Origin of the sequence: Bacillus sp. SH7-1 (genome assembly GCF_008042405.1) — a bacterium.
GTDB lineage: Bacteria > Bacillota > Bacilli > Bacillales > Bacillaceae_G > Bacillus_A > Bacillus_A thuringiensis_N.
Genome location: NZ_QNUD01000023.1, coordinates 69,929 through 91,450, shown reverse-complemented (window position 1 = coordinate 91,450; position 21,522 = coordinate 69,929). Strand labels below are relative to the sequence as shown.

Here is a 21,522-nt window from a genome sequence, read left to right as displayed (position 1 = left end):
AAGACGATGAACCCTCATCGTCTTTTTCATTATCTCATTGCCTGAACAACCTCTTTACGTACACGTCTTCCTTTTCCATGCGGGATACAAAGTGGCGTTCCAAATAACGGATCCGTACTGATTTGACATTCCATTCGGAATACATCACGTACTAGCTTCTCATCTACTACTTCTTCCGGCTTACCTTGTGCATATATTTGCTTATCTTGAATGGCTACAATATTATCTGCATAACGGCATGCTAAATTTAAATCGTGTAATACCATAACAATTGTTCTTTGTTCTGTTTCATTTAATTCGAATAATAAATCTAGCACTTCAATTTGGTGAGTCATATCTAAATATGTAGTAGGCTCATCCAGTAAAATAATATCTGTATCTTGTGCAAGCGTCATTGCAATCCAAGCACGTTGACGTTGTCCACCTGAAAGAGCATGCACATCACGCTCAGCAAATTCTGTCATACCTGTTGCTGCAAGTGCTTTTTGTACCATTTCCTCATCTTTTTCTGACCATTGTTTCAGCCATGTTTGATATGGATAACGTCCTTGTTTTACAAGTTGCAATACTGTAAGCCCTTCTGGTGCTTGCGGTCCTTGCGGTAAAATTGCCATTTGACGAGCGATTTGCTTCGTTTGCATACTTTGAATCGCTTGATTATCTAACAAAATGTCACCAGTTGTTGGTTTTAATAATCTAGCTAGTGAGCGTAATAAAGTTGATTTCCCGCAACCGTTAGAACCGATAAAGATTGTAATTTCGCCTTTTGGAATTTCTAAATTCAACTCATCAATAATAATTGTTTCGCCGTAAGACAACGTCAAACGTTTCGTCTCCAATGCTTTTTGCATATTCATCTCCCTTTATGAATTCCGACTTTTATAAAGTAAATAAATAAAATAAGGTGCACCAATTGCTGATGTAAATACCCCTGCTGGAATTTCAAGTGGGGTGAAAACTGTACGCCCAATTAAATCTGCAGCAAGTACTAAAATTGCACCAACAATCGCCGCAACTGGGAGTAATGCACCGTATAAAGAACCAACTAGTCTTCGCGAAATATGAGGTGCCATTAAACCGACAAATCCAATTCCTCCGGCAAAGGCAACTGCACCGCCAATTAAAGCTGTACTCAGTAATAGCATGAATACGCGCGATTTCGTTAAAGGAACACCAAGTCCTACCGCAATATCATCCCCTAGCTCTTGCGCATTTAAATGTCTAGCAGCTATAAACGATATTACCGTTAAAATGAGAACCCACGGCGCAAGTACCATGACGTTTTGCCATGAAGATCCATAAACAGTACCTGTAATCCATACATTCGCTTGACTCGCTTGGTAAATTGGCGCTAACAACATAAACAAAGTCGTTGCCGCTTTCGTTAATGCCCAAAACCCAACACCAATTAAAACAAGGCTAATCGGTGATAACCCGTCATTTCTCCATGCAAATAAATATACAAAAAGCGCTACAATCGTTGCACCAACAAAGGCTGCTAGCGGCATATAATGAATGCTTACGGTTAGCGCATTATTTTTATCACTAAATATAGCTAAAAATAATACAACTGCAACACTTGCACCACCTGTAATCCCGATGATATCAGGAGAAGCCAGTGGATTTCGAACGAGACCTTGTAAAATACATCCTGCTACAGCAAGTGCAATTCCTACAAGAATGGCAATTAAAATACGCGGCATACGAAACTTATTTACCACCATATTGGACATCGCATCGCCATTTCCAGTGATTGCTTGCCATACATCATAAGGAGCAATTTTCATATCTCCCATACCTGCACTCGCAAAAAATAATCCTATTAAAACAACTAGTAAACTGAATAAGACGAGACAAGCTCGTTTATACATTAAAAACGAGAGCCCGCCTTTTCCTATACGAAACGGAATATACTTCTTCATTTGCTAAGCCCTCTCTTACGTGCAATATAAATAAAGAACGGTGCACCAATAAATGCTGTCATAACCCCTACTGGTACTTCTTGTGGCATAATGACATATCTTGCTGCTATATCAGCCAAGATTAGTAGTATTGCACCTAACAGGCCACTATACGGTACTCTCCATCTATGATCTACTCCAACAAGAAATCTGGCGAAATGTGGGATAATAATTCCAATAAATCCAATTGGACCAGCAACCGCAACTGAACCACCAGACAACAGGACAATAATAAGTAACACGAATGATTTCATTAAAATTGTTCGTTGTCCAAGCCCCTTCGCGACGTCTTCCCCCATCATCAATGTATTTACTTTCCCTGCCATCATAATAGATGCGATCCAGCCTATTAATAAATATGGGAATACAGATTGTAAAATTTCTAACTTTCTTCCTTGCACAGATCCGGCAAGCCAAAATAATACTTCTTCAAGCGCCTTTTCATTTAACACAAGTAATCCTTGTGTTAATGATGAAAATAACGCACTAATTGCGACCCCTGCTAATGTTAACTTAAGAGGCGTTGTCCCTTCTTTTCCTAAAGAGCTAGAAGCAAATACAAGTACAGCTGCAACTGCTGCTCCTAAAAAGGCAATCCACGTGAAAGCTGATAATGATGTCACGGAAAAAATAACAATTGCTACGACTATGAAGAAAGCAGCACCTGAATTTAATCCGATAAAATCTGGAGAAGCAAGCGGATTCTTCGTTAAAGTTTGCATAAGACAACCCGCAATGGCTAAACTAGCACCAACACTAGCTGCAATTAATGCCCTTGGTAGACGTACATTTTGAATAATAATATGTTCATTGGAACCATTGAAATGAAAAAAAGCATCTAATGCTAATTTCCAGCTCGTATTTGTATATCCGAAAATAATACTTCCCCAAATACAAATAATAACTGCAATGATCCCAACAAATAATCCAATCCATTTTGCTTGATTTGTTTTTAATAACATGCAGCGTTTCCCCTTCAATGTATAATGATACGTTGTAAGTGTATTTCAACTTAATTCTCATTGTCAACGGAAATGAGAATTATTTTCAGCCGTATATATTGACAATCAAAAGATAAAGGCTTAATATCATGCTTGCTATTGAAAAAACTTCTCAATATGTAGGGGGTACATAATGAAATTCATGCAAAAGAAATCGTTTACAGTATTTGTATTTTTACTAGCCTTTTCATTACTTTTAAGTGCTTGTGGAAAGTCAAATACGAAAGAAGAAACAAAAGAGGATACGAAAAAAGAAATGGTTACTGTGGAACATGCAATGGGTAAAACAGAAGTTCCCGCTAATCCAAAACGTGTAGTTATTTTAACAAATGAAGGAACCGAAGCTTTACTCGATTTAGGTGTAAAACCAGTTGGGGCTGTAAAATCTTGGACTGGTGATCCATGGTATCCACATATTAAAGATAAAATGAAAGATGTAAAAGTTGTTGGTGATGAAGGACAAGTGAATGTGGAAACAATCGCTTCTTTAAAACCAGACTTAATTATCGGTAACAAAATGCGTCACGAGAAAGTGTATGAGCAACTAACAGCAATTGCACCTACTGTGTTCTCTGAAACATTACGTGGTGAATGGAAAGATAACTTTAAGTTTTATGCAAAAGCATTAAATAAAGAAAAAGAAGGTCAAAAGGTTCTAGCTGATTACGATAAACGTATGAAAGATTTAAAAGCCAAACTAGGTGATAAAGTAAATCAAGAAATCTCTATGGTTCGCTTCATGCCTGGTGATGTTCGTATTTATCATGGTGATACATTCTCTGGTGTTATTTTAAAAGAACTTGGATTTAAACGTCCTGGTGATCAAAATAAAGATGACTTCGCAGAGCGTAACGTATCTAAAGAACGTATTTCTGCAATGGATGGTGACGTATTATTCTACTTCACATTCGATAAAGGTAACGAGAAAAAAGGTTCTGAATTAGAAAAAGAATATATCAATGATCCTCTATTTAAAAACTTAAATGCAGTAAAAAATGGTAAAGCATACAAAGTTGACGATGTTATTTGGAATACAGCTGGTGGTGTAATGGCTGCTAACCTACTATTAGATGATATCGAAAAACGCTTTGTTAAATAATATTTCCCTAACCAGCTCCCCTTCTATGGAGCTGGTTATTTTTCAATTCACGTAAATGTCATATTATTTCGTTTTGTATTTTTATTCCTAATATGTTATATTAAAAAAGTAAATAAAATATGTTTTCTCTATATCAGAATAAATATTTTAATCTAAATTTTCTGATTAATCACTATTTTATTTTCTTTTAGAATTCAATTATTACATTTGAAAACGCTTATTATATAGTTTTCAGGGAAAAATACAGTAACGGTTGAAGAAAAATAGATTTTTTTAGAAATTTTCTTTCTATTTCCATATAATTCTATTGACTTCTAAATATTTTGTGAATTAAAATAATTACATAAATATCCGTTATACAGGATTAGGGGGAAACAAAAATGGATGCAGCTTTAAAATTAGAAAAAGCTGGAGAACAACAATCACCAAAAAAACATCCACCAGGATTATATTTGTTGTTCTTAACAGAAATGTGGGAAAGATTTAGTTATTATGGAATGCGTGGCCTTTTAGTTCTTTATTTAACAACAGCTGCCGTTAGTGGCGGATTAGGATTTGATAAGGCATTCGCAGTGCAATTATATGGTACTTTTACAGCGGCAGTATATTTCATGCCAATTATAGGCGGATGGCTAACTGATCATTATATTACGAGACGTCATGCCATTACTCTCGGCGGAATTATTATGGCGATTGGTAACTTTGTACTATTCTCCATGAATACAAAAACAGGACTATTCCTTGGATTAGTACTATTAGTTATTGGTAATGGATTCTTCAAACCAAATATTTCTACACTGTTAGGTGAATTGTATAACGAAAATGATTCACGTCGTGACAGTGCATTTACTATCTTCTATATGGGTATTAACGTAGGTGCTTTCTTCGCTCCACTTATTTGTGGATTTTTAGCAGAAGATTTCTTTAAAACAAGCGTTGATGGCGTTATGGTTATGGGATATAAATACGGATTCTTAGCAGCTTGTATCGGTATGATTATTGGACAAATTGTTTTCAACTTATTAGCCCCTCGCTACCTTGGTACAGCAGGAACAACAGTTGTTGGTAAAAAAACAAAAAATCAACCTGCAATCGAAAAGAAACCTTTAACAAAACAAGAAAAAAATCGCACTTGGGCAATTGTAATTTTAACTTGTTTCGTAGTATTCTTCTGGGCAGGCTTTGAACAAGCTGGTAGTTCTTTAACACTTTATACAGATAAATTTGTTGATCGTACAATTTTTGGATGGGAAGTTCCAACATCTTGGTTCCAATCCGTTAATCCAGCGTTCATCGTACTACTTGCACCATTCGTATCTATGCTATGGTTAAAACTTTCTAAATCAAAGCGTGGCGATTTAAAAATACCAACAAAAATGGCATTTGGTATGATTTTACTAGGTATAGGTTACCTTGTTTTAACATTAGCGGTTCTAAAAACTGGAAGTAGTGAAGCTGATATAACTGTTAAAGCAAACTTATTATTCATCGTTATCACTTATATGTTCCATACAATTGGCGAACTATTCTTATCACCAATCGGTCTATCAATGGTAAGTGCAATTGCACCTGTTAAATTAGCATCATTACTAATGGGTGTATGGTTAGCTGGTTCAGGTATGGCTAACTGGTTAGCTGGTAAACTTGCTTCCTTTACACAATCATTGGGCTATCTTGAAGTATTTGCAAGTATCGGTATTATCGTTATCGTCCTAGGATTTGTACTTCTTCTCTGCTCTAAAAAAGTTGCAAGTATGATGGAATAACACACAAAAAGACGCTTCTAAAATTAGAAGCGTCTTTTCTATTACTTCTCCTCTAAAGCCGTCACGTTCACGTGAACGCTTTCTCCAGGATTAGATACATCATACACTTGAGCAACTCCACTCTGCTCGTCACAGCTCTCAATCCATACTGGTACGCCTTCATATGTAACGTCAACTCTACTTGAAGAAGATAAGATTTGTTTCACACGTTTTACATCCATACTACTATCCCTCCTTTTACTTACTACACTCCTTTCTATCTTTTCTTTTCCCTTTAGAATATATTCCATATAACAACATGTTAATTGATAGCCTTTTCTTCCTTACATGCTAACATCTACTCTCATATCACCTTTCTGACAAATAAAAAAAGACGTATATCTCACACGTCTTTTTCCATAATATTCAAATTTTAAGAAAATAATGTTTTCACTACTTCACTTACTTTATCATTATGAATTTGATAATACACTTCTAATCCTCGTCTTTCAAAGCGCACTACTTTATTTTGTTTTAATTTCGTTAAATGTTGCGAAACTGTTGATTGCGGAATTTCTAACACTTCCTGTAATTGTGTTACATTACAAGTTCCACGTTGCATTAGTTCCATTACTAGACGTAGACGCAATGGATGCGCCAACGCTCTTAGCATTTGTACATCTTCTTCTGAAATACGACATTCGAATTGATTTTGGCTCATAAAGTTCCCCTCATTTTCGTTTTTATTTTCTTTTTATTTATTTATATATCTGTTCTTATATTTCCTGTTACGACATAACTTTATCAACTTATAAAGCCGAAATTTTTTTCCATCTTAACCAGCAAAGAACTCAGGAAAAAATCCCTGCTGATTTTGAATATTATACTATATGATATAACGAAAAAGCAAAACAACGGGCTGCAAATACTTTGCTTGCAAACGTTGTTTTATCAGGCTTTTTGTTATATTTTCACCTCATTGCAACGTGCAGTAATGATATTGTAAAATACCGTCTATAATTGATAACCTATCGTAACGTATTTGGGTTATATTTAACCTCTTTGTTACGCTAAAAGGAATTTTCAGTAAAAAGAGCTGCCGTAACATTAAATATTAACTTATTACTTTTTAATTAATATTCAATCGCTTGAACTATGATGGAACACTTCCTATTAAGTACATTTACTGTCCCACTCCTGACTTGATCAAATAGGACAAGCGGTACATTCTGCAGCTCTATATTCGATACAAAGACAGTCTCTACTATAGAGCTGTAGCATTAATAATGTATAAACAACTACAAGGAAAGAATATGCAAATCCTTTATCCCGCCCACTCAAATAGATTTGAATGGGCTTTTTGTCTACTTTATGAACAAAGTATTTCTTTTAACACTATTATGGAATAATTATACTTTTTTACGTTGACAATAGTGTTGAAGGAGAATATACTAAGCATGTAAGTTGATTGTGAATAGTTTCACAAATAATGTGAATTTCTTCACATAAAATAGATAGGAGTTGTCATTATTATGAGTACTTGGACACAAATTTATGACCCATTAAACAATATTTGGTTATCTGCTCTAATCGCAGCACTTCCAATTTTTTGCTTCATTATTTGTTTAGTGGGATTCAAAATGAAAGGTTACATGGCTGGTCTTTACAGTGTAATTGTTGCTATTATTCTTGCTATATTTGTTTATAAAATGCCTACAACTGCAGCAGTAGCATCTGCCGGATTTGGTGTTTTATCTGGATTTTATCCAATTTGTACTATCGTTATCGCAGCTATCTTCCTTTACAAATTAACTGTTAAAACAGAACAATTCAATGTCATTCGTGATAGTATTTCAAGTATTACAAATGATCAACGTTTACAAGTATTATTAATCGCTTATTCTTTCGGCGCTTTCTTAGAAGGCGCAGCTGGTTTCGGTGTTCCGGTTGCTATTACAGCTGCATTACTTGTAGGTATGGGCTTTAATCCATTAAAAGCAGCGGGTATTTGCTTAGTAGCTAATATCGCTGGTGGTGCTATGGGGGCTATGGGTATTCCAGTTACAGTACCTGCACAATTAACTGGAATAGATGCATTAACTGTCGGTCGTCAAGCAGTTTACATTTTGCCATTCATTAGCATCGTTTTACCGTTCTTACTTGTTTCAATGGTAGATGGATTTAAAGGCATTAAAGAAACTTGGCAAGGTATTCTTGTAAGTGGTGTTTCTTTCGCAATTACTCAGTTCGTTGTAACTTACTTCTTAGGTGCTGAACTTACTAATATTTTCGCAGCAGTCGTAAGTATGGTCGCTCTTGCATTATTCTTACGTGTTTGGCAACCAAAATCTTCTGCTAAAGAAGAAAAACAAGAAGAAAAAGAATCTCATACATTCAATCAAATTTTATATGCTTGGTCTCCATTCGTATTCTTAACTGCATTTGTAACAATCTTTAATTTAAAACCAATTAAAGCTTTATTTGCTCCGGATGGTCCATTAGCAAACTTAGTATTTAACATTCAATTCCCTGGTCTTCATAATCAAGTTATTAAAACTGCACCAATCACAAAAGCTGATACACCTTTCGCAGCTGTTTTCAAATTTGATGTATTCTCATCTACAACTACTGCGATTGTATTAGCAATTATCGTTTCACTTATCGTCTACCGTGTAAACGGCAAAATGATTAAAGAATTAATGATTGAAACAATAAAAGAATTAAAGGTTCCAGTATATACAATTTGTAGCGTTATCGCTTTAGCTTACGTAGAGAACTACTCTGGTATGTCATCTACACTTGGACTTGCATTCTCTTCTACTGGAAATGCATTCCCTATTCTTTCTCCAATCTTAGGATGGATTGGCGTATTCATTACTGGTTCAGTAGTATCTAGTGGTTCACTATTCGCACCACTTCAAGCAGTAACTGCCGATCAATTAAACATCGTACCATCTACTCTCGTTTCATTAAACGTAGTTGGTGGCACAATAGCAAAAATGGTTTCACCACAATCTGTAGCAGTTGCTTGTGCGGCAGTTGGACTAGTTGGTAAAGAATCGGTTCTATTTAAAACAGTGATGAAATATAGTTTAATCTTCTTAGCTATTATTAGCTTACTTCAATTAAATGCTGTATTTAATATCTTTTAAACATAAAACACCGATCCAAATGGATCGGTGTTTTTTCACATTACATCTTCTTATTCTTTAGTAAAGAAGCTCCAGCAATTTCAGGATGCGTCATTTCGAATGGATCTAAAATAATATCCAATTCTTCTTCTGTTAGTACACCATGCTCTAAACATAGCTCCCTAACAGATTTTCCTGTTTCAATCGCTTCACGTGCAATGCGAGATGCTGCTTCATAACCAATATGAGGGTTCACTGCCGTAATAATTCCAACACTTTTCTCCACATATTGCTTTAGCAATTCTTCATTTGCTGTAATTCCTTTAATACAATATTCACGGAATACACGGAATCCGTTATTCATAATACTGATAGATTGAATTAAATTAAATACGAGCACAGGCTCCATTACGTTGAGCTCCAATTGTCCTGCTTCTGACGCTAAGCAAATTGTATGATCATTACCAATTACTTGGAAAGCAACTTGATTAATTACTTCTGCCATAACAGGATTTACTTTCCCCGGCATAATAGATGAACCTGGTTGACGAGCTGGTAATTGAATTTCTGCTAATCCAACACGTGGACCAGATGCCATAATACGAAGGTCATTCGCAATTTTAGACATATTCATCATACACACTTTTAATGCTGCAGATACTTCTGTGTATGCATCTGTATTTTGCGTTGCATCAACTAAATGCTCTGCACCAACAAGTGGGAATCCGCTAAATGTTCGCAAGTGTTTAACCACTTGTTCAATGTAGGTAGGGTTTGCATTTAATCCCGTACCAACAGCTGTCGCCCCCATATTTACTTCATATAAATGTTGGCGAGACTGTTTGATTCTTTTTATATCACGCGCAAGCACTCGGCTATACGCTTCAAATTCTTGACCAAGACGAATCGGCACAGCATCTTGTAAATGTGTACGTCCCATTTTAATGACGTGATCGAACTCTTTTGCTTTTGCACGGAAAGCAGAATGAAGTTCTTCCATTGTAATAAGAAGTTCTTCTAACATCATAAGAGTTGCGATATGAATTCCTGTTGGAAATGCATCATTCGTTGATTGAGCCATGTTCACATGCGTGTTTGGGCTAATTTTCGCATACTCGCCTTTTTCATGCCCCATACGTTCTAACGCTCGATTAGCGATTACTTCATTTGTATTCATATTAATAGAAGTTCCAGCACCGCCTTGGATTGGATCTACAATAAATTGATCATGAAATTTTCCATCAACAATTTCTTGCGCTGCCTCCGCAATTTCATGTCCAATGTCCTTCGCTAAGTAACCAGTATCTATATTTGCAAGTGCCGCCGCTTTTTTCACAATTGCCATTGCCGTAATGAGTGACGGATGAATACGATATCCTGTGATCGGGAAGTTTTCTACAGCACGTAATGTTTGTACACCGTAATAAGCTACACTTGGTACTTCTTTTTCACCTAAAAAATCTTTTTCTATACGTATATCCTTCGTTGCTATCATTTTCATCACCTATACTTTTCATTCTAAATCCCTATCTAAAAAATTCGCCCTCTAAAAATACGAGTATCGTTCAGAAGAATTTTTCAGTATCCACCTTCACTATATAGCACCCTTTTTGAAAGCGCAAACATTTATTTTTCTATATATTTCTTTTATAGAAAATCATTCTTCTACCTTCTTTATTTCCACTCGTTTAATTTGATGCATATCTTTTTCCAGAACTTTAAAAGAAAAGCCGTGTTTTTCAATAATATCTCCTTCAGCAACGATTTGCCTTTGTACCATAATCCAGCCACCAATTGTATCTACATCATCAGCGATTAAGTGAATGCCAAATAAATCATTCACTTCACTAATAAGCACTTTTCCTTCTACAATTTTACACCCTTCACTTATATGCTCTATAGGCGGGTGTTCATCTTCATCATATTCATCTCGAATTTCTCCAACAATTTCTTCTAAAATATCTTCCAGTGTAACAATCCCAGCTGTACCTCCATATTCATCATACAACACAGCTAATGGAATGTGTTTTCTTTGCATTTGTAATAGTAGATCATGAATTGGAATATTTTCTAGCACTTCAATAACTGGCCTTGTATATGGCATAATCGAGCACTCCTCGTCCCGATTACCATCCATATAACGAATAAATAAATCCTTTACATTAACCATTCCAATAATTTCATCTTTATCTTCACCAAATACAGGATACCTCGTATATTTTTCTTGTGCGATTATTTTAATATGTGTTTCAAATGATTCATCCTCATATAAACCTACAACTTCCGTACGAGGTACCATAATTTCCTTTGCGACTCTATTATCAAATTCAAAAATATTATTTACATATTTAAATTCCCTTTGATTAATCTCTCCGCTCTCATAACTCTCTGATAGGATTAATCGTAATTCTTCCTCCGAATGAGCTACTTCATGTTCAGAAGCCGGATGTAAGCCGAATAATCCTGTTACAAGCCTTGCAGAACCATTTAAAGCCCAAATAAACGGATACATTACTCGGTAAAAGTAAATAAGTGGCTTCGATAATAATAAGCTAACTTGTTCCGCTCTTTGTATAGCAAACGTCTTCGGAGCAAGTTCACCAATGACAACATGTAAGAACGTAATAACTGCAAATGCAATAATAAACGAAACTGTACTTGCAATTGCGGGAGATAAATGTAGTTTTAAAAACAACGGCTCGAGTAAATGTTTTATAGTCGGCTCACCTAACCACCCAAGCCCTAAAGCAGTAATTGTAATACCTAGCTGACATGCTGATAAATACTCATCTAAATTCGAAGTTACTTTTTTAGCTGCCAATGCTCCTCGTCGCTTTTCACTAACGAGTTGATCAATACGACTGCTACGCACCTTAATAATCGCGAACTCAACAGCTACAAAAAAACCTGTTAATGCAATAAGGATAACTACCATCAGTAATTTTAAAATATCCACATATATCCTTTAGCCTTCTTAGCTAAAGTTACACCTCCTTTAAAAAAGAAGTTTCACTTTAGTTTCTTCATTTACTCAAAAGCAACCCTATATAAAATTCACCAATTTCAAACCTCATACAATTCTAGAGGTAGACCGTCGGGGTCTTGGAAAAAGACGAATTTTTTTCCGGTTATCTCATCAATACGTATTGCCTCAGTTTCAACACCACATTGACTTAAATGTTGTACAGCCTCTCCTATATTTGTAACAGCAAATGCTAAATGTCTAAGTCCAGCCGCTTCTGGAAAACTTGGGCGATTAGGCGGGCTTGGAAATGAAAATAATTCAATTTGATACTCTTGTCCTACACATAAATCTAACTTATAAGAATCTCGTTCCTTTCTATATACTTCATTTATCACTTTAAAACCTAATATCCTAGTATAAAAATCCTTTGACACTTTATAATTCGAACAAATAATTGCAACGTGATGCACTCTACTTATATTCATACTCTCTATTCCTTTCTTTACCAAAGATGCATATTCTCCCTTGAAATGAAAAACACATATAGCAGAATATCTCTTTTAGGGGGCTTACTATGAAATTTATTACTTTTTTCGTGGGACTTATCGTTGTTTTTTTCCTTGCTTATATCGCTAGTAACAATAAGAAACATATTAAATTCAAACCAATTTTCATCATGCTTATTATCCAGTTGATTTTAACCTATTTATTATTAAATACAGAAATCGGTCTCATACTTATTCGAGTCATTTCCAATCTGTTCACAAAGTTACTCGAGTATGCTGCTGATGGTATAAACTTTGTATTTGGCGGTCTTGCGAATAAAGGTGAAATGTCATTTTTCCTTACTGTTTTATTACCAATCGTCTTCATTTCCGTCTTAATTGGTATACTACAACATTTCAAAATACTACCATTTTTTATTCATTGGATCGGTTACTTCCTTAGCAAAATAAATGGTCTTGGGAAGTTAGAATCTTATAACGCTATCGCGTCTGCCATTGTCGGCCAATCAGAAGTTTTTATTACGGTAAAAAAACAATTAGCTCAAATCCCAAAACACCGTCTTTATACACTTTGCGCATCTGCCATGTCAACCGTATCTATGTCTATCGTCGGTGCCTATATGTCAATGATTGAACCTAAATATGTAGTAACCGCACTCGTTCTCAATTTATTTAGTGGTTTTATTATCGTACTCATCATTAACCCTTACGACGTTAAAGATGACGAAGATATTTTAGAGATTAAAGGCGAAAAACAAAGCTTTTTTGAAATGCTTGGAGAATATATTCTAGATGGCTTCCGCGTAGCCATCGTTGTCGGCGCTATGCTTATCGGATTCGTCGCATTAATTAGCTGCGTTAATGACCTATTCCTCATTATATTCGGCATTACTTTCCAGCAATTAATCGGCTACGTATTTGCACCTATTGCATTCCTTATCGGTGTACCAAGTTCTGAAATTGTCGCGGCTGGTAGCATTATGGCAACGAAGCTTGTAACGAATGAATTTGTAGCAATGATGGACCTTGGTAAAATTTCTAATAGCCTTTCTCCCCGTACAGTTGGTATTATTTCTGTTTTCCTCGTGTCTTTTGCCAATTTTTCTTCTATCGGCATTATTTCAGGTGCGGTAAAAGGGTTAAACGAAGAACAAGGAAACGTTGTTGCCCGATTTGGCCTTAAATTACTATATGGAGCTACTCTCGTTAGCATTTTATCTGCAATTATCGTAAGCATTATGTTGTAATTAGGTAAAATTTTATCATTTTCTTATCCCTATCTTTTGTATACAATAACGAATAGGTGTCTTATAAATAATCAAGACATCTATTTTTTATACATGTACAATCACTTTTATTTAGCGTACAATAATTTTTATGTGTTTGAATCCGCTTCTAAATGTATACACTTTGATAGTTTTAAAGGAGAAAAAATGATGAAATCCGACATGAACAAAGATACTCGATCCAAAAAAGGACGCTCAAAGAAAAAACGTCTACTTTGGTTCCTTCTTATTCCATTACTGATTATAGCACTTGGGACAGGAGGTTACTCCTTCCATATATACAGTAAAGCAAAATCAATTTTAAGTAATGCCTATTCTGAACTTGGTCGCGGAGATAAATCCAGCAAACGTGAAAAAGCCGTTAAACCTATGACTGACAACATTTCCGTACTTATTATGGGTGTTGATGAAAGTGATATTAGGGACAAGAATTATGGGAAAGCAACTCGTACAGATGCACTATTACTTGCAACAATTAATAAAAACGATAAATCTGTTAAACTTGTCAGTATTCCACGTGACTCACGTGTCTATATTAAATCACGTGATAAATACGATAAAATTACACATGCGCACGTATTCGGTGGTGTAGACAGCACGATTGATACAGTTGAGAATTTTTTAGACGTTCCAGTTGATTACTATGTAAAATTCAACTTTAAATCCTTTATCAAAATTGTTGATTCTCTTGGTGGTATTACTGTAGATGTTCCAGTGGAGTTCACAGAACAAAATAGTAAAGATGAAGCAGATGCTATTCATCTAAAAAAAGGACGTCAACATTTAAATGGAGAAGAAGCACTAGCACTAGCGAGAACTCGTCATATCGATAGTGATTATATGCGCGGTCAACGACAACAGCTTGTTTTAGAAGCTATTGCCGAAAAGGCATTATCGCTTAATTCCATTAATAAAATCGGTGGTCTATTAGACGCTGTTGATAAAGATTTAAAAACAAATTTAACTTTTGATGATATGATGACAATTGCCAAGAATTCAATGGGTTCAGATTTAAAAATGGACAAATTGCAAGTAGAAGGTACTGATAAATATATAGACGGTATTTATTATTACGTTCCGAACGAAAAAAGCGTCAATAATATATCGACAACACTTCAAGAACATCTCGGTGTTACGAATAAAAATCAACATAAAAAATTATAATAAAAAGGCTGCTAGATTTTTCTAGACAGCCTTTTTATTATAATTTTCAACATATTTTTCATGCATATTGTGACAAAAAGAGACAATTATTACAGCAGTGTAACATTTTTTATAAAAACATTACACACATAGTGAAAATAATAGTATACTAGTACGTACATAATGTTATTTTCAGCATTTTTATACAAAAAATGTAATACATATATTTATACAAAAATTTCTGGGGGGAAATAAATGAAGCTAAGTAAAATACTGATCGGTTCTGCAATTGCTGGGGGCATATTACTTTGTGTAGGTGGTGTTAGTGGATATCAATATGTATCCAAACTAAATAATCAATTAAATACTACTGCATTACCAAATACTACATTTGAAGGTATTTCTCTCGATGGAAAAAATAAAAAAGATATTCAAACAATTATTAATCAAAAGATAACTGAATTAGATCAAAAATCTCTTACTTACATATTCCAAAATGATAAACAAACTTACACATGGAAAGATTTAGGGATAAATTATCAAGAAAATGATATTATCGATAAGATCTTTAAAGAACAAGAAGGAAACGCATTGAATCGTTACAAAATGCGAAAGCAGGCTGAAAACGGTGAATTAAAACGTGACTATAAATTAACACCTCAATTAAATACAACTACTTATGAAAGCTTTATAAAAGATAAATATAATGAAACATTAAAAAATCCTGTTAATGCAGAGTTAAGTATTGAAGGCTCTACAGTAAATATTAGCCAAAGCCAAAATGGAGAAAAAATTGATAAAGGAAAATTAACTGATTTAACGAAACAAGCCATTACTTCTGGCACATCGGATGTTACATTACCAGTTACACTATTAAAGCCTGAACGTTCTACAGAAGATATACAGAAAATGGGCATAAAAGAAGTAATCGCTGAATATTCGACTCCAATGGCTGGTCGTAATGGGAATCAATCCTTTAACGTAAATAAGTCAGCTAATACTTTAAGTGGAGTTATTGTCGCACCTGATGAAACATTTAGTTTTAATGGCCGCGTTGGCGTAACGGATGCTGCACATGGCTATAAATCCGCAGCTGTATATTCACAAGGTAAGGTTATACAAAGTGCTGGCGGAGGCGTTTGCCAAGTTAGTAGTACTTTATATAGCGCCGCTTTAAGGGCAGATTTAGGTATTGTTTCTCGAAGCAATCATTCTATGCCTGTAAATTATTTACCACTGGGGCAAGATGCAGCAGTAGCAGATTATGGTCCAGATTTAAAATTTAAAAACAATACAGGCAATCATATTTATATTCAAGCATTTTCAAATGGAGGTAGTATTACTACACGTATTTTCGGTACAAATACTGGTAAAAATGTTGAAGTTTCTTCTCAAGTAGTTAGTAGGACTGGTGATAAAATAACAGCAGTTACGTATAAAAAAGTAACACAAAACGGTGAAGTAGTATCTAATGGACAAATTTCAAAAAGCGTATATAAAAGCGCTCCAACACAATGATGTACTATTAAACCAACAAAAAAGGCGTGATCTACTCACGCCTTTTTTTGTTGCAATAATACTAAAAAGGTTGCAAGATGGTCTTTCGTTTCTTCTAAAGACCACATACGATTTCCTTGCTTTGCAGCTAATACGCACGCTTCTTCCCAAGCATCCTTTTTCTTCATATATAATAATTCATCGCGTAATTTCAAAACAATTTCTTCATCTTCTTGCTCTATAAATTCTTCCATCACGCCTACTATTTCATCTTCATGGATACTTAACGTACAGTAAGATTTGAGAAAATATTGTAATGTCGTATACATATTTACTCCCCCTTCTTATTTATCAGATGGATAAGAAGTAATGATCTTATACCCTAAATCTCCTGACTTATCTCTCGCTAAAACAGTAACAGTTTTTACTAACTTGTCTTTTACATTCATATTTTTCTTTATTACCGTTTTTCCAACCGGGAATGAATGCGTTGTATTTAATACGAGACGAGCCTCTTTAGAATTTTTTAACCAATCTTGAATTTCCTTATCATGCTGCTTCAAACTATCTTTTACAGCTTTCGTCGCTGTTTCCTTATCATAGTATGTACTTGCCGCTGATACTTTATCTGTCTTCAAGCGATTCTTTAAATCCTCTTCTGATTTTCCTACATGTCTTTCAATCGTATGACCATTTTTAGGCGGCCCTTCCATTTCATCTAAAATATTATCACTAATTTTTTCTACTGATGTCGATTGATTCCCTGTTTGTTTCTCTGTTTTTTGTTCTTTTCCTGCACATCCACTTAGGATCAGCATTAATGCCAATAAACTACTCAAGAAAAGACTACTTATTCGTTTCATCATATCACCTCTTTCATGATTATTATCGCAACTTCACTAAAAGTCAATTTCACTCCGAAAAAACATATACATTTTTTAAATTTCTCATCTATTTTGCTATATTACCACTCTAGTTTCATTAAATCACTATTTTCACCCTTTCTATAAATATACCCCCATGTTTTTCAAATTATTTCCCGAATTAAACCATCGCTAAAATAACCAAGTAAACCCTTTAAAAACAGGGTTTACTTGGTTATTTTTAAACAAATTAAATATACCCCAGATTTCATATACCTAATACCCTCATAAGGTATATTAATGGTGTTTTATCAACGTTTTTCTACATTATGTAAATTCCCACTTGCCTACACAATGGAAATATGGTGTAATGCAAAAAAAGATAAAGGATTTTAAACAATGGCTGAAACAATTCAAAACTTCTTAACAGACTATTATTCAATTGCAATTCCACTTAGCATTTTAATTAACATCGTTATTAGCCTTTTAGGTGTTATCCCTAGTATTTTTTTGACTGCTATTAACATCCAGCTCTTTGGTGTAACAAACGGAACCATTATTTCGATCGCAGGTGAGGCATTAGGGGCTATTATCTCGTTTTATATTTATCGTATAGGCCTTCAAAAGTTCACTCACGATAAAGTAAATAAGTACCCAAAGGTAGAGCGTCTTCTTTATGTACAAGGCAAAGAGGCTTTTCTACTCGTCCTATCGTTCCGGTTCATTCCTTTCATTCCATCCAGTATCGTGACTTTATTTGCAGCTCTAGGCAAAATGTCACTACTATCCTTCAGTATTGCCAGTACAATAGGTAAAATACCGGCTTTGCTAATCGAAGTATATTCTGCCTATCATGTTATGAACGGAACAAATGAAGCGAAGTGGATTGTAACAATTGCAGGCGCTATTGGATTGTTTTATTTGTGGAAAAAATGGAGAAAAAAATAAAGAAGGAGCATAGGCTCCTTCTTTATTTTTGAGGTATTTTATTAATAATACTCTCTTAAATCCTCTTAGTTTATACCAACCGCACTAAACGATTGCTTAACTGCTGCTACTTCCGCAGAAGTCGCACCATATAAATCAGCTGCGGCTTGTACTGCACCAGCACGAGCTTGGCTAAATGTAGTAGATTGCGTGAAATATTGTGTGTTTGCACGGTAATAAATTGCACCTAACTTATCTTTACCAATACCAGTTACAGTTACACCAGAATGTGTACCGCCATTTGCTAATAAATAAGCTTGTTTGTTAATAATACCACTGTTCGTATGAACCCCACCGTTATCACTAGTACCAGTGTAACGCTTAGAATAATGGTCTGGGTCACCATATTTCGCTGGATCACTCATAGAGCGAAGTGCATCTCCTGCTTTACCAGGCGTGTAAATATCTTCACCAATTTCCCAATCCGGATTACGATTATCATAGTATTCTACTAAAGTACCAAAGATATCAGAAATTGCTTCATTTAGCGCCCCTGATTCATTTTGATAAATTAGATCCGAGCTATTTTCCGTAACAGCATGCGTTAATTCGTGTCCAATTACATCAATACCACCAGATAATGAAGTGAACGTTACACCATCACCATCTCCGTATACCATTTGTGAGCCGTTCCAGAATGCATTATTATACTTACTTCCGTAATGAACTGTTGATTTTAATGGTGCTCCTGCATCGTTAATAGAATTTCTATTAAAAGTAGCTTTATAATAATCATATGTTTTACCTGCATAGTAATGAGCATCTACTGCCGCTGCATCATACGCTGCATTGAAAACATTATCTGCATCTACCCATAAAGTTCCTGGCAACGTAGTACGATTTTTCGCATCATATGTGAAAATCGTTGCTCCGCGCGTATTATCTTGTAAGTAGTAAGATGAGCCAGATAACGTTGTATTAAGCGACTTCGTATCTCCTAATACACCTTTACCCGTTCCTACTTTATTTGTTCCTGTAACAGGCTTTACAACCGCCTTTGCTTCTTGTTTAGGAGCTTCTTGCTTAACTGGTGACTTATCTTCATTTGCTACATGATCAAGTTTATTATATTTATTTAAGACTTTACCGCTGTCTGCTTCAATGAAATAGTAGTAGTTTCCTGGACTTGGCTCTAAGAAGTTTAGATTTACAACGTATGCATATGTTGTTTCCTCACCGTTTTGATATACATATAAGTCCGCTTTTGGTTCTACCTCATATTTAGGTGTAACACCTAAATCTTTTTGCGCAATTTCAATTGCTTTTGCGCCTTCAATCTTATTTTTATTTTTCAACTTGTCCTTTTTGTCTAAATCAGGCGCAACTGTTCCAGACAATACTTTTAAAGAACCATCTTTACTTACGTGAGCTACTTGCGTAGAACCCCATACAGGTACTCCTTCATATACTTGTTGCAAACGTAATACTGTTGAATCAGTTACAGCATCTTTCTTCACTTGTTTCACTTTGAAAGAATCTTGCGCACTCTTTTCCCCTAACTTATAATCACCTTTTGCTGCGTTTAAGTAATCAAACACAACAGATTCTGCTTTCTTACCAGTTGCTCCAGTTAGATCACCAGAAATAAACTCAGGTGACTGTACCGTCTCATTGTACTTCTTCGTAGAGAGCACATTTTTTGAATCCGCAAATGCAGATCCTGCCCCTCCAAACGTTGTAACTGCCATTCCTGTCGCTAACACTAACGCTAAACTTTTCTTTTTCATGAACCTTCCCCCTAATAATTTTTTTTGAAAAAGAGTAGTTTCATATTAGCATTATGTTTTCACTATTAATATACTAAAAATTCAATTAATTATTTTCTCAAGTATTGTAGAATTTTGGGGAACAAATATTGAAAAACCCCTTTCCGATTGGAAAGGGGTTTTTTATTACGATTCAATTGTTTCAACTACTTGTGTTCCTTGCGTTAAAACATCTGGTCTTGACGAATATTGTTCAATAAACTGTGTCAAAAACACAACTCCAATAACAAGTCCTAAAAACATCACTTTTTTCATATTATTTCTCCTCCCCTTTTTCTAGTAACGAAATAGTTTCTTTATAATAACGACTACTCTCTTCGAAATTACGGATCCCTTCGAAATAATTCGCAATTTCTAAATACACTTGCTTCAAATAGACTAAATTACCTTCACTTTTAAAAAACGGTATAGCCTCTAATTCTAGAAATTTCTTATATTCATCCGATGTACGGAAATATTTATATTGTAAAATAATTAATAAATATAATGCCCTTTTATACTTTTCTTGTCGTTGAGCAATAGAAATACCTTTTTCTATCCACTGGTTCGCCTCATCCATTTGTTTTAAGTGAATACACTGTAATGCTGTATGATATAAAGTATCTAAGTAATTATCATCTTCATGTTGATGATATTGCAAACTTTTCAAATAAAACTCCTTAGCCTTTTCGTATTGTTGTTGGTTACCGTAGACTTCTGCAATATTACTTAATGCGATACTCATAATTGCCTCATTTTCAGAAAATGAACTCGCTTCACGTAAAATGCTATTATACATATCCAAAGCCTCTTTGTACTGTCCTTGCCTTACAAAACAAATCGCTATAATAAATTGACAGTTTATCACATTACGGAATTTATACTCATTACGGAATCCCTCTATTGCAATGTTAGCAAAATGCAGAGCTTTATACGGATTTTCTAAATGACTATATGCTAATGCTAAATTATAATAAATACCATTCTCATGATAATTTAGCCCTTTCGCCATTTTTTCCGTTTCAATTAAACTCTCTAATCCTATCTTCCATTTGTTTTGTAAACAATTCAATAACGCAACATTATATGTGAATAACATTTTTTGAAACTGAGATAATTTCTTATACCCTTTTTTTAATTTATTTAATCTTTCCGCTCCGTTATCAATATCACGCTTAATCATAAGATAACGTACATATAATAGCTCATAATAATTCATAATTTCAAAATCAGTTACTTGCTCAATTTCTTCTTGTAAATCAGCATATATTTGCTCAATTCGTTCTCTTTCTAAATGGACGATAGCTTTATGCCAATCCTCCAGCTTCCCCTTCACATCTTCCTCTACATCCCTCAAATCCGTCACGGCAATTTCTAATCTTGCGCAGAGCAATTGTAGAATTTCTTCTGATGCTTCGATCTTTCCATTTTCGATTTTACTTAAGTATGAGACAGAACAAATGCCCTGACATAATTCTTCTTGTGTCATTTTTTGCTGTAGCCGTTTGTAAAAGACTTGTTTGCCTATTTTTTCTAATGTTTGTTGCATTGTCCTCCTCCATTCTCATTACCCCCATTACTCTAATAATACAT

Annotated in this window: 20 protein-coding genes; 7 read left to right on the top strand and 13 right to left on the bottom strand. The window is 34.8% G+C overall.

Annotated elements, in window-relative coordinates; all coding sequences use genetic code 11:
• Window positions 1–29: 29 nt before the first annotated feature.
• Genes DN390_RS19260 through DN390_RS19250 form a run of 3 tightly spaced genes read right to left on the bottom strand, consistent with a single transcriptional unit; the run spans window position 30 to window position 2,923 of the window.
• Window positions 30–851: an ABC transporter ATP-binding protein gene (locus DN390_RS19260; protein ID WP_001167961.1), complete on the bottom strand. Its 822-nt coding sequence runs from the start codon at window positions 849–851 to the stop codon at window positions 30–32.
• A gap of 12 nt (window positions 852–863) precedes the next feature.
• A complete protein-coding gene (locus DN390_RS19255) occupies window positions 864–1,922 on the bottom strand; it encodes a FecCD family ABC transporter permease (RefSeq protein WP_088095119.1) in 1,059 nt (352 codons plus the stop codon).
• The gene (locus DN390_RS19250; protein WP_017560400.1) at window positions 1,919–2,923 is read right to left on the bottom strand and encodes a FecCD family ABC transporter permease; all 1,005 of its coding nucleotides are present in this window, start codon (window positions 2,921–2,923) and stop codon (window positions 1,919–1,921) included. Before DN390_RS19250 ends, DN390_RS19255 begins: the two co-directional genes overlap by 4 nt.
• 172 nt (window positions 2,924–3,095) lie before the next feature.
• Between DN390_RS19250 and DN390_RS19245 the strand changes: the two genes are divergently transcribed.
• A complete protein-coding gene (locus DN390_RS19245) occupies window positions 3,096–4,061 on the top strand; it encodes an ABC transporter substrate-binding protein (protein ID WP_147808131.1) in 966 nt (321 codons plus the stop codon).
• Between the two features lie 380 nt (window positions 4,062–4,441).
• A complete protein-coding gene (locus DN390_RS19240; protein WP_000338332.1) occupies window positions 4,442–5,827 on the top strand; it encodes a peptide MFS transporter in 1,386 nt (461 codons plus the stop codon).
• Between the two features lie 41 nt (window positions 5,828–5,868).
• On the opposite strand, the gene DN390_RS19235 is transcribed toward DN390_RS19240, so the two are convergent.
• Together DN390_RS19235 and DN390_RS19230 are read right to left on the bottom strand one after the other, a co-directional pair.
• On the bottom strand, window positions 5,869–6,048 hold the full coding sequence (locus DN390_RS19235) for an acid-soluble spore protein H (RefSeq protein WP_060629508.1): 180 nt from the start codon (window positions 6,046–6,048) through the stop codon (window positions 5,869–5,871).
• A 191-nt stretch (window positions 6,049–6,239) separates the two neighbouring features.
• Window positions 6,240–6,527: an ArsR/SmtB family transcription factor gene (locus tag DN390_RS19230; protein WP_000081429.1), complete on the bottom strand. Its 288-nt coding sequence runs from the start codon at window positions 6,525–6,527 to the stop codon at window positions 6,240–6,242.
• A gap of 811 nt (window positions 6,528–7,338) precedes the next feature.
• Between DN390_RS19230 and DN390_RS19225 the strand changes: the two genes are divergently transcribed.
• The gene (locus DN390_RS19225; RefSeq protein WP_060629507.1) at window positions 7,339–8,958 is read left to right on the top strand and encodes an L-lactate permease; all 1,620 of its coding nucleotides are present in this window, start codon (window positions 7,339–7,341) and stop codon (window positions 8,956–8,958) included.
• Between the two features lie 40 nt (window positions 8,959–8,998).
• Here the strand turns inward: DN390_RS19225 and aspA are convergent, their stop codons facing one another.
• From aspA to gloA2, 3 genes are all read right to left on the bottom strand, one after another.
• The gene (gene aspA, locus DN390_RS19220; RefSeq protein WP_147808130.1) at window positions 8,999–10,432 is read right to left on the bottom strand and encodes an aspartate ammonia-lyase; all 1,434 of its coding nucleotides are present in this window, start codon (window positions 10,430–10,432) and stop codon (window positions 8,999–9,001) included.
• A gap of 162 nt (window positions 10,433–10,594) precedes the next feature.
• The gene (locus tag DN390_RS19215; RefSeq protein WP_060629505.1) at window positions 10,595–11,893 is read right to left on the bottom strand and encodes a hemolysin family protein; all 1,299 of its coding nucleotides are present in this window, start codon (window positions 11,891–11,893) and stop codon (window positions 10,595–10,597) included.
• Between the two features lie 107 nt (window positions 11,894–12,000).
• Window positions 12,001–12,387: an SMU1112c/YaeR family gloxylase I-like metalloprotein gene (gene gloA2, locus DN390_RS19210; protein WP_097950524.1), complete on the bottom strand. Its 387-nt coding sequence runs from the start codon at window positions 12,385–12,387 to the stop codon at window positions 12,001–12,003.
• Window positions 12,388–12,476: 89 nt separating this feature from the next.
• On the opposite strand from gloA2, the gene DN390_RS19205 reads away from it, so the two are divergent.
• The 3 genes from DN390_RS19205 to DN390_RS19195 all read left to right on the top strand — a co-directional run bounded on the left by DN390_RS19205 (window position 12,477) and on the right by DN390_RS19195 (window position 16,355).
• The gene (locus DN390_RS19205) at window positions 12,477–13,655 is read left to right on the top strand and encodes a NupC/NupG family nucleoside CNT transporter (protein WP_147808129.1); all 1,179 of its coding nucleotides are present in this window, start codon (window positions 12,477–12,479) and stop codon (window positions 13,653–13,655) included.
• A 186-nt stretch (window positions 13,656–13,841) separates the two neighbouring features.
• The gene (locus tag DN390_RS19200; RefSeq protein WP_147808128.1) at window positions 13,842–14,858 is read left to right on the top strand and encodes an LCP family protein; all 1,017 of its coding nucleotides are present in this window, start codon (window positions 13,842–13,844) and stop codon (window positions 14,856–14,858) included.
• A gap of 234 nt (window positions 14,859–15,092) precedes the next feature.
• Window positions 15,093–16,355 carry a VanW family protein gene (locus tag DN390_RS19195; RefSeq protein ID WP_147808127.1) on the top strand — a complete coding sequence of 421 codons (1,263 nt, stop codon included), beginning with the start codon at window positions 15,093–15,095 and terminating at the stop codon, window positions 16,353–16,355.
• Window positions 16,356–16,390: 35 nt separating this feature from the next.
• Here DN390_RS19195 and DN390_RS19190 read toward each other — a convergent pair whose 3' ends face one another.
• Together DN390_RS19190 and DN390_RS19185 are read right to left on the bottom strand one after the other, a co-directional pair.
• On the bottom strand, window positions 16,391–16,663 hold the full coding sequence (locus DN390_RS19190) for a hypothetical protein (protein WP_098296686.1): 273 nt from the start codon (window positions 16,661–16,663) through the stop codon (window positions 16,391–16,393).
• A gap of 15 nt (window positions 16,664–16,678) precedes the next feature.
• Window positions 16,679–17,197, bottom strand: a complete 519-nt coding sequence (locus DN390_RS19185) for an RNase A-like domain-containing lipoprotein (protein ID WP_000822712.1) — start codon at window positions 17,195–17,197, stop codon at window positions 16,679–16,681.
• Window positions 17,198–17,596: 399 nt separating this feature from the next.
• Here DN390_RS19185 and DN390_RS19180 point away from each other — a divergent pair, with 399 nt between their 5' ends.
• Window positions 17,597–18,145: a TVP38/TMEM64 family protein gene (locus DN390_RS19180; RefSeq protein ID WP_060629499.1), complete on the top strand. Its 549-nt coding sequence runs from the start codon at window positions 17,597–17,599 to the stop codon at window positions 18,143–18,145.
• Window positions 18,146–18,210: 65 nt separating this feature from the next.
• Here DN390_RS19180 and DN390_RS19175 read toward each other — a convergent pair whose 3' ends face one another.
• The 3 genes from DN390_RS19175 to DN390_RS19165 all read right to left on the bottom strand — a co-directional run bounded on the left by DN390_RS19175 (window position 18,211) and on the right by DN390_RS19165 (window position 21,478).
• A complete protein-coding gene (locus DN390_RS19175) occupies window positions 18,211–19,911 on the bottom strand; it encodes a M4 family metallopeptidase (RefSeq protein ID WP_097950517.1) in 1,701 nt (566 codons plus the stop codon).
• Window positions 19,912–20,076: 165 nt separating this feature from the next.
• Window positions 20,077–20,205, bottom strand: a complete 129-nt coding sequence (locus tag DN390_RS19170) for an NprX family peptide pheromone (RefSeq protein ID WP_141439183.1) — start codon at window positions 20,203–20,205, stop codon at window positions 20,077–20,079.
• A 1-nt stretch (window position 20,206) separates the two neighbouring features.
• The gene (locus DN390_RS19165; protein ID WP_147808126.1) at window positions 20,207–21,478 is read right to left on the bottom strand and encodes a tetratricopeptide repeat protein; all 1,272 of its coding nucleotides are present in this window, start codon (window positions 21,476–21,478) and stop codon (window positions 20,207–20,209) included.
• Window positions 21,479–21,522: the final 44 nt, after the last annotated feature.

What these genes read in the sequence shown, in the direction of transcription:
- DN390_RS19195 (WP_147808127.1), top strand. Translation starts at nt 15,093, where the DNA reads ATGAAGCTAAGTAAAATACTGATCGGTTCTGCAATTGCTGGGGGCATA.
- DN390_RS19235 (WP_060629508.1), bottom strand. Translation starts at nt 6,048, where the DNA reads ATGGATGTAAAACGTGTGAAACAAATCTTATCTTCTTCAAGTAGAGTT.
- DN390_RS19240 (WP_000338332.1), top strand. Translation starts at nt 4,442, where the DNA reads ATGGATGCAGCTTTAAAATTAGAAAAAGCTGGAGAACAACAATCACCA.
- DN390_RS19245 (WP_147808131.1), top strand. Translation starts at nt 3,096, where the DNA reads ATGAAATTCATGCAAAAGAAATCGTTTACAGTATTTGTATTTTTACTA.
- DN390_RS19225 (WP_060629507.1), top strand. Translation starts at nt 7,339, where the DNA reads ATGAGTACTTGGACACAAATTTATGACCCATTAAACAATATTTGGTTA.
- DN390_RS19230 (WP_000081429.1), bottom strand. Translation starts at nt 6,527, where the DNA reads ATGAGCCAAAATCAATTCGAATGTCGTATTTCAGAAGAAGATGTACAA.
- DN390_RS19170 (WP_141439183.1), bottom strand. Translation starts at nt 20,205, where the DNA reads ATGAAAAAAGTGATGTTTTTAGGACTTGTTATTGGAGTTGTGTTTTTG.
- DN390_RS19180 (WP_060629499.1), top strand. Translation starts at nt 17,597, where the DNA reads ATGGCTGAAACAATTCAAAACTTCTTAACAGACTATTATTCAATTGCA.
- DN390_RS19175 (WP_097950517.1), bottom strand. Translation starts at nt 19,911, where the DNA reads ATGAAAAAGAAAAGTTTAGCGTTAGTGTTAGCGACAGGAATGGCAGTT.
- gloA2 (WP_097950524.1), bottom strand. Translation starts at nt 12,387, where the DNA reads ATGAATATAAGTAGAGTGCATCACGTTGCAATTATTTGTTCGAATTAT.
- DN390_RS19200 (WP_147808128.1), top strand. Translation starts at nt 13,842, where the DNA reads ATGATGAAATCCGACATGAACAAAGATACTCGATCCAAAAAAGGACGC.
- DN390_RS19250 (WP_017560400.1), bottom strand. Translation starts at nt 2,923, where the DNA reads ATGTTATTAAAAACAAATCAAGCAAAATGGATTGGATTATTTGTTGGG.
- DN390_RS19190 (WP_098296686.1), bottom strand. Translation starts at nt 16,663, where the DNA reads ATGTATACGACATTACAATATTTTCTCAAATCTTACTGTACGTTAAGT.
- DN390_RS19255 (WP_088095119.1), bottom strand. Translation starts at nt 1,922, where the DNA reads ATGAAGAAGTATATTCCGTTTCGTATAGGAAAAGGCGGGCTCTCGTTT.
- DN390_RS19260 (WP_001167961.1), bottom strand. Translation starts at nt 851, where the DNA reads ATGCAAAAAGCATTGGAGACGAAACGTTTGACGTTGTCTTACGGCGAA.
- DN390_RS19165 (WP_147808126.1), bottom strand. Translation starts at nt 21,478, where the DNA reads ATGCAACAAACATTAGAAAAAATAGGCAAACAAGTCTTTTACAAACGG.
- DN390_RS19205 (WP_147808129.1), top strand. Translation starts at nt 12,477, where the DNA reads ATGAAATTTATTACTTTTTTCGTGGGACTTATCGTTGTTTTTTTCCTT.
- aspA (WP_147808130.1), bottom strand. Translation starts at nt 10,432, where the DNA reads ATGATAGCAACGAAGGATATACGTATAGAAAAAGATTTTTTAGGTGAA.
- DN390_RS19185 (WP_000822712.1), bottom strand. Translation starts at nt 17,197, where the DNA reads ATGAAACGAATAAGTAGTCTTTTCTTGAGTAGTTTATTGGCATTAATG.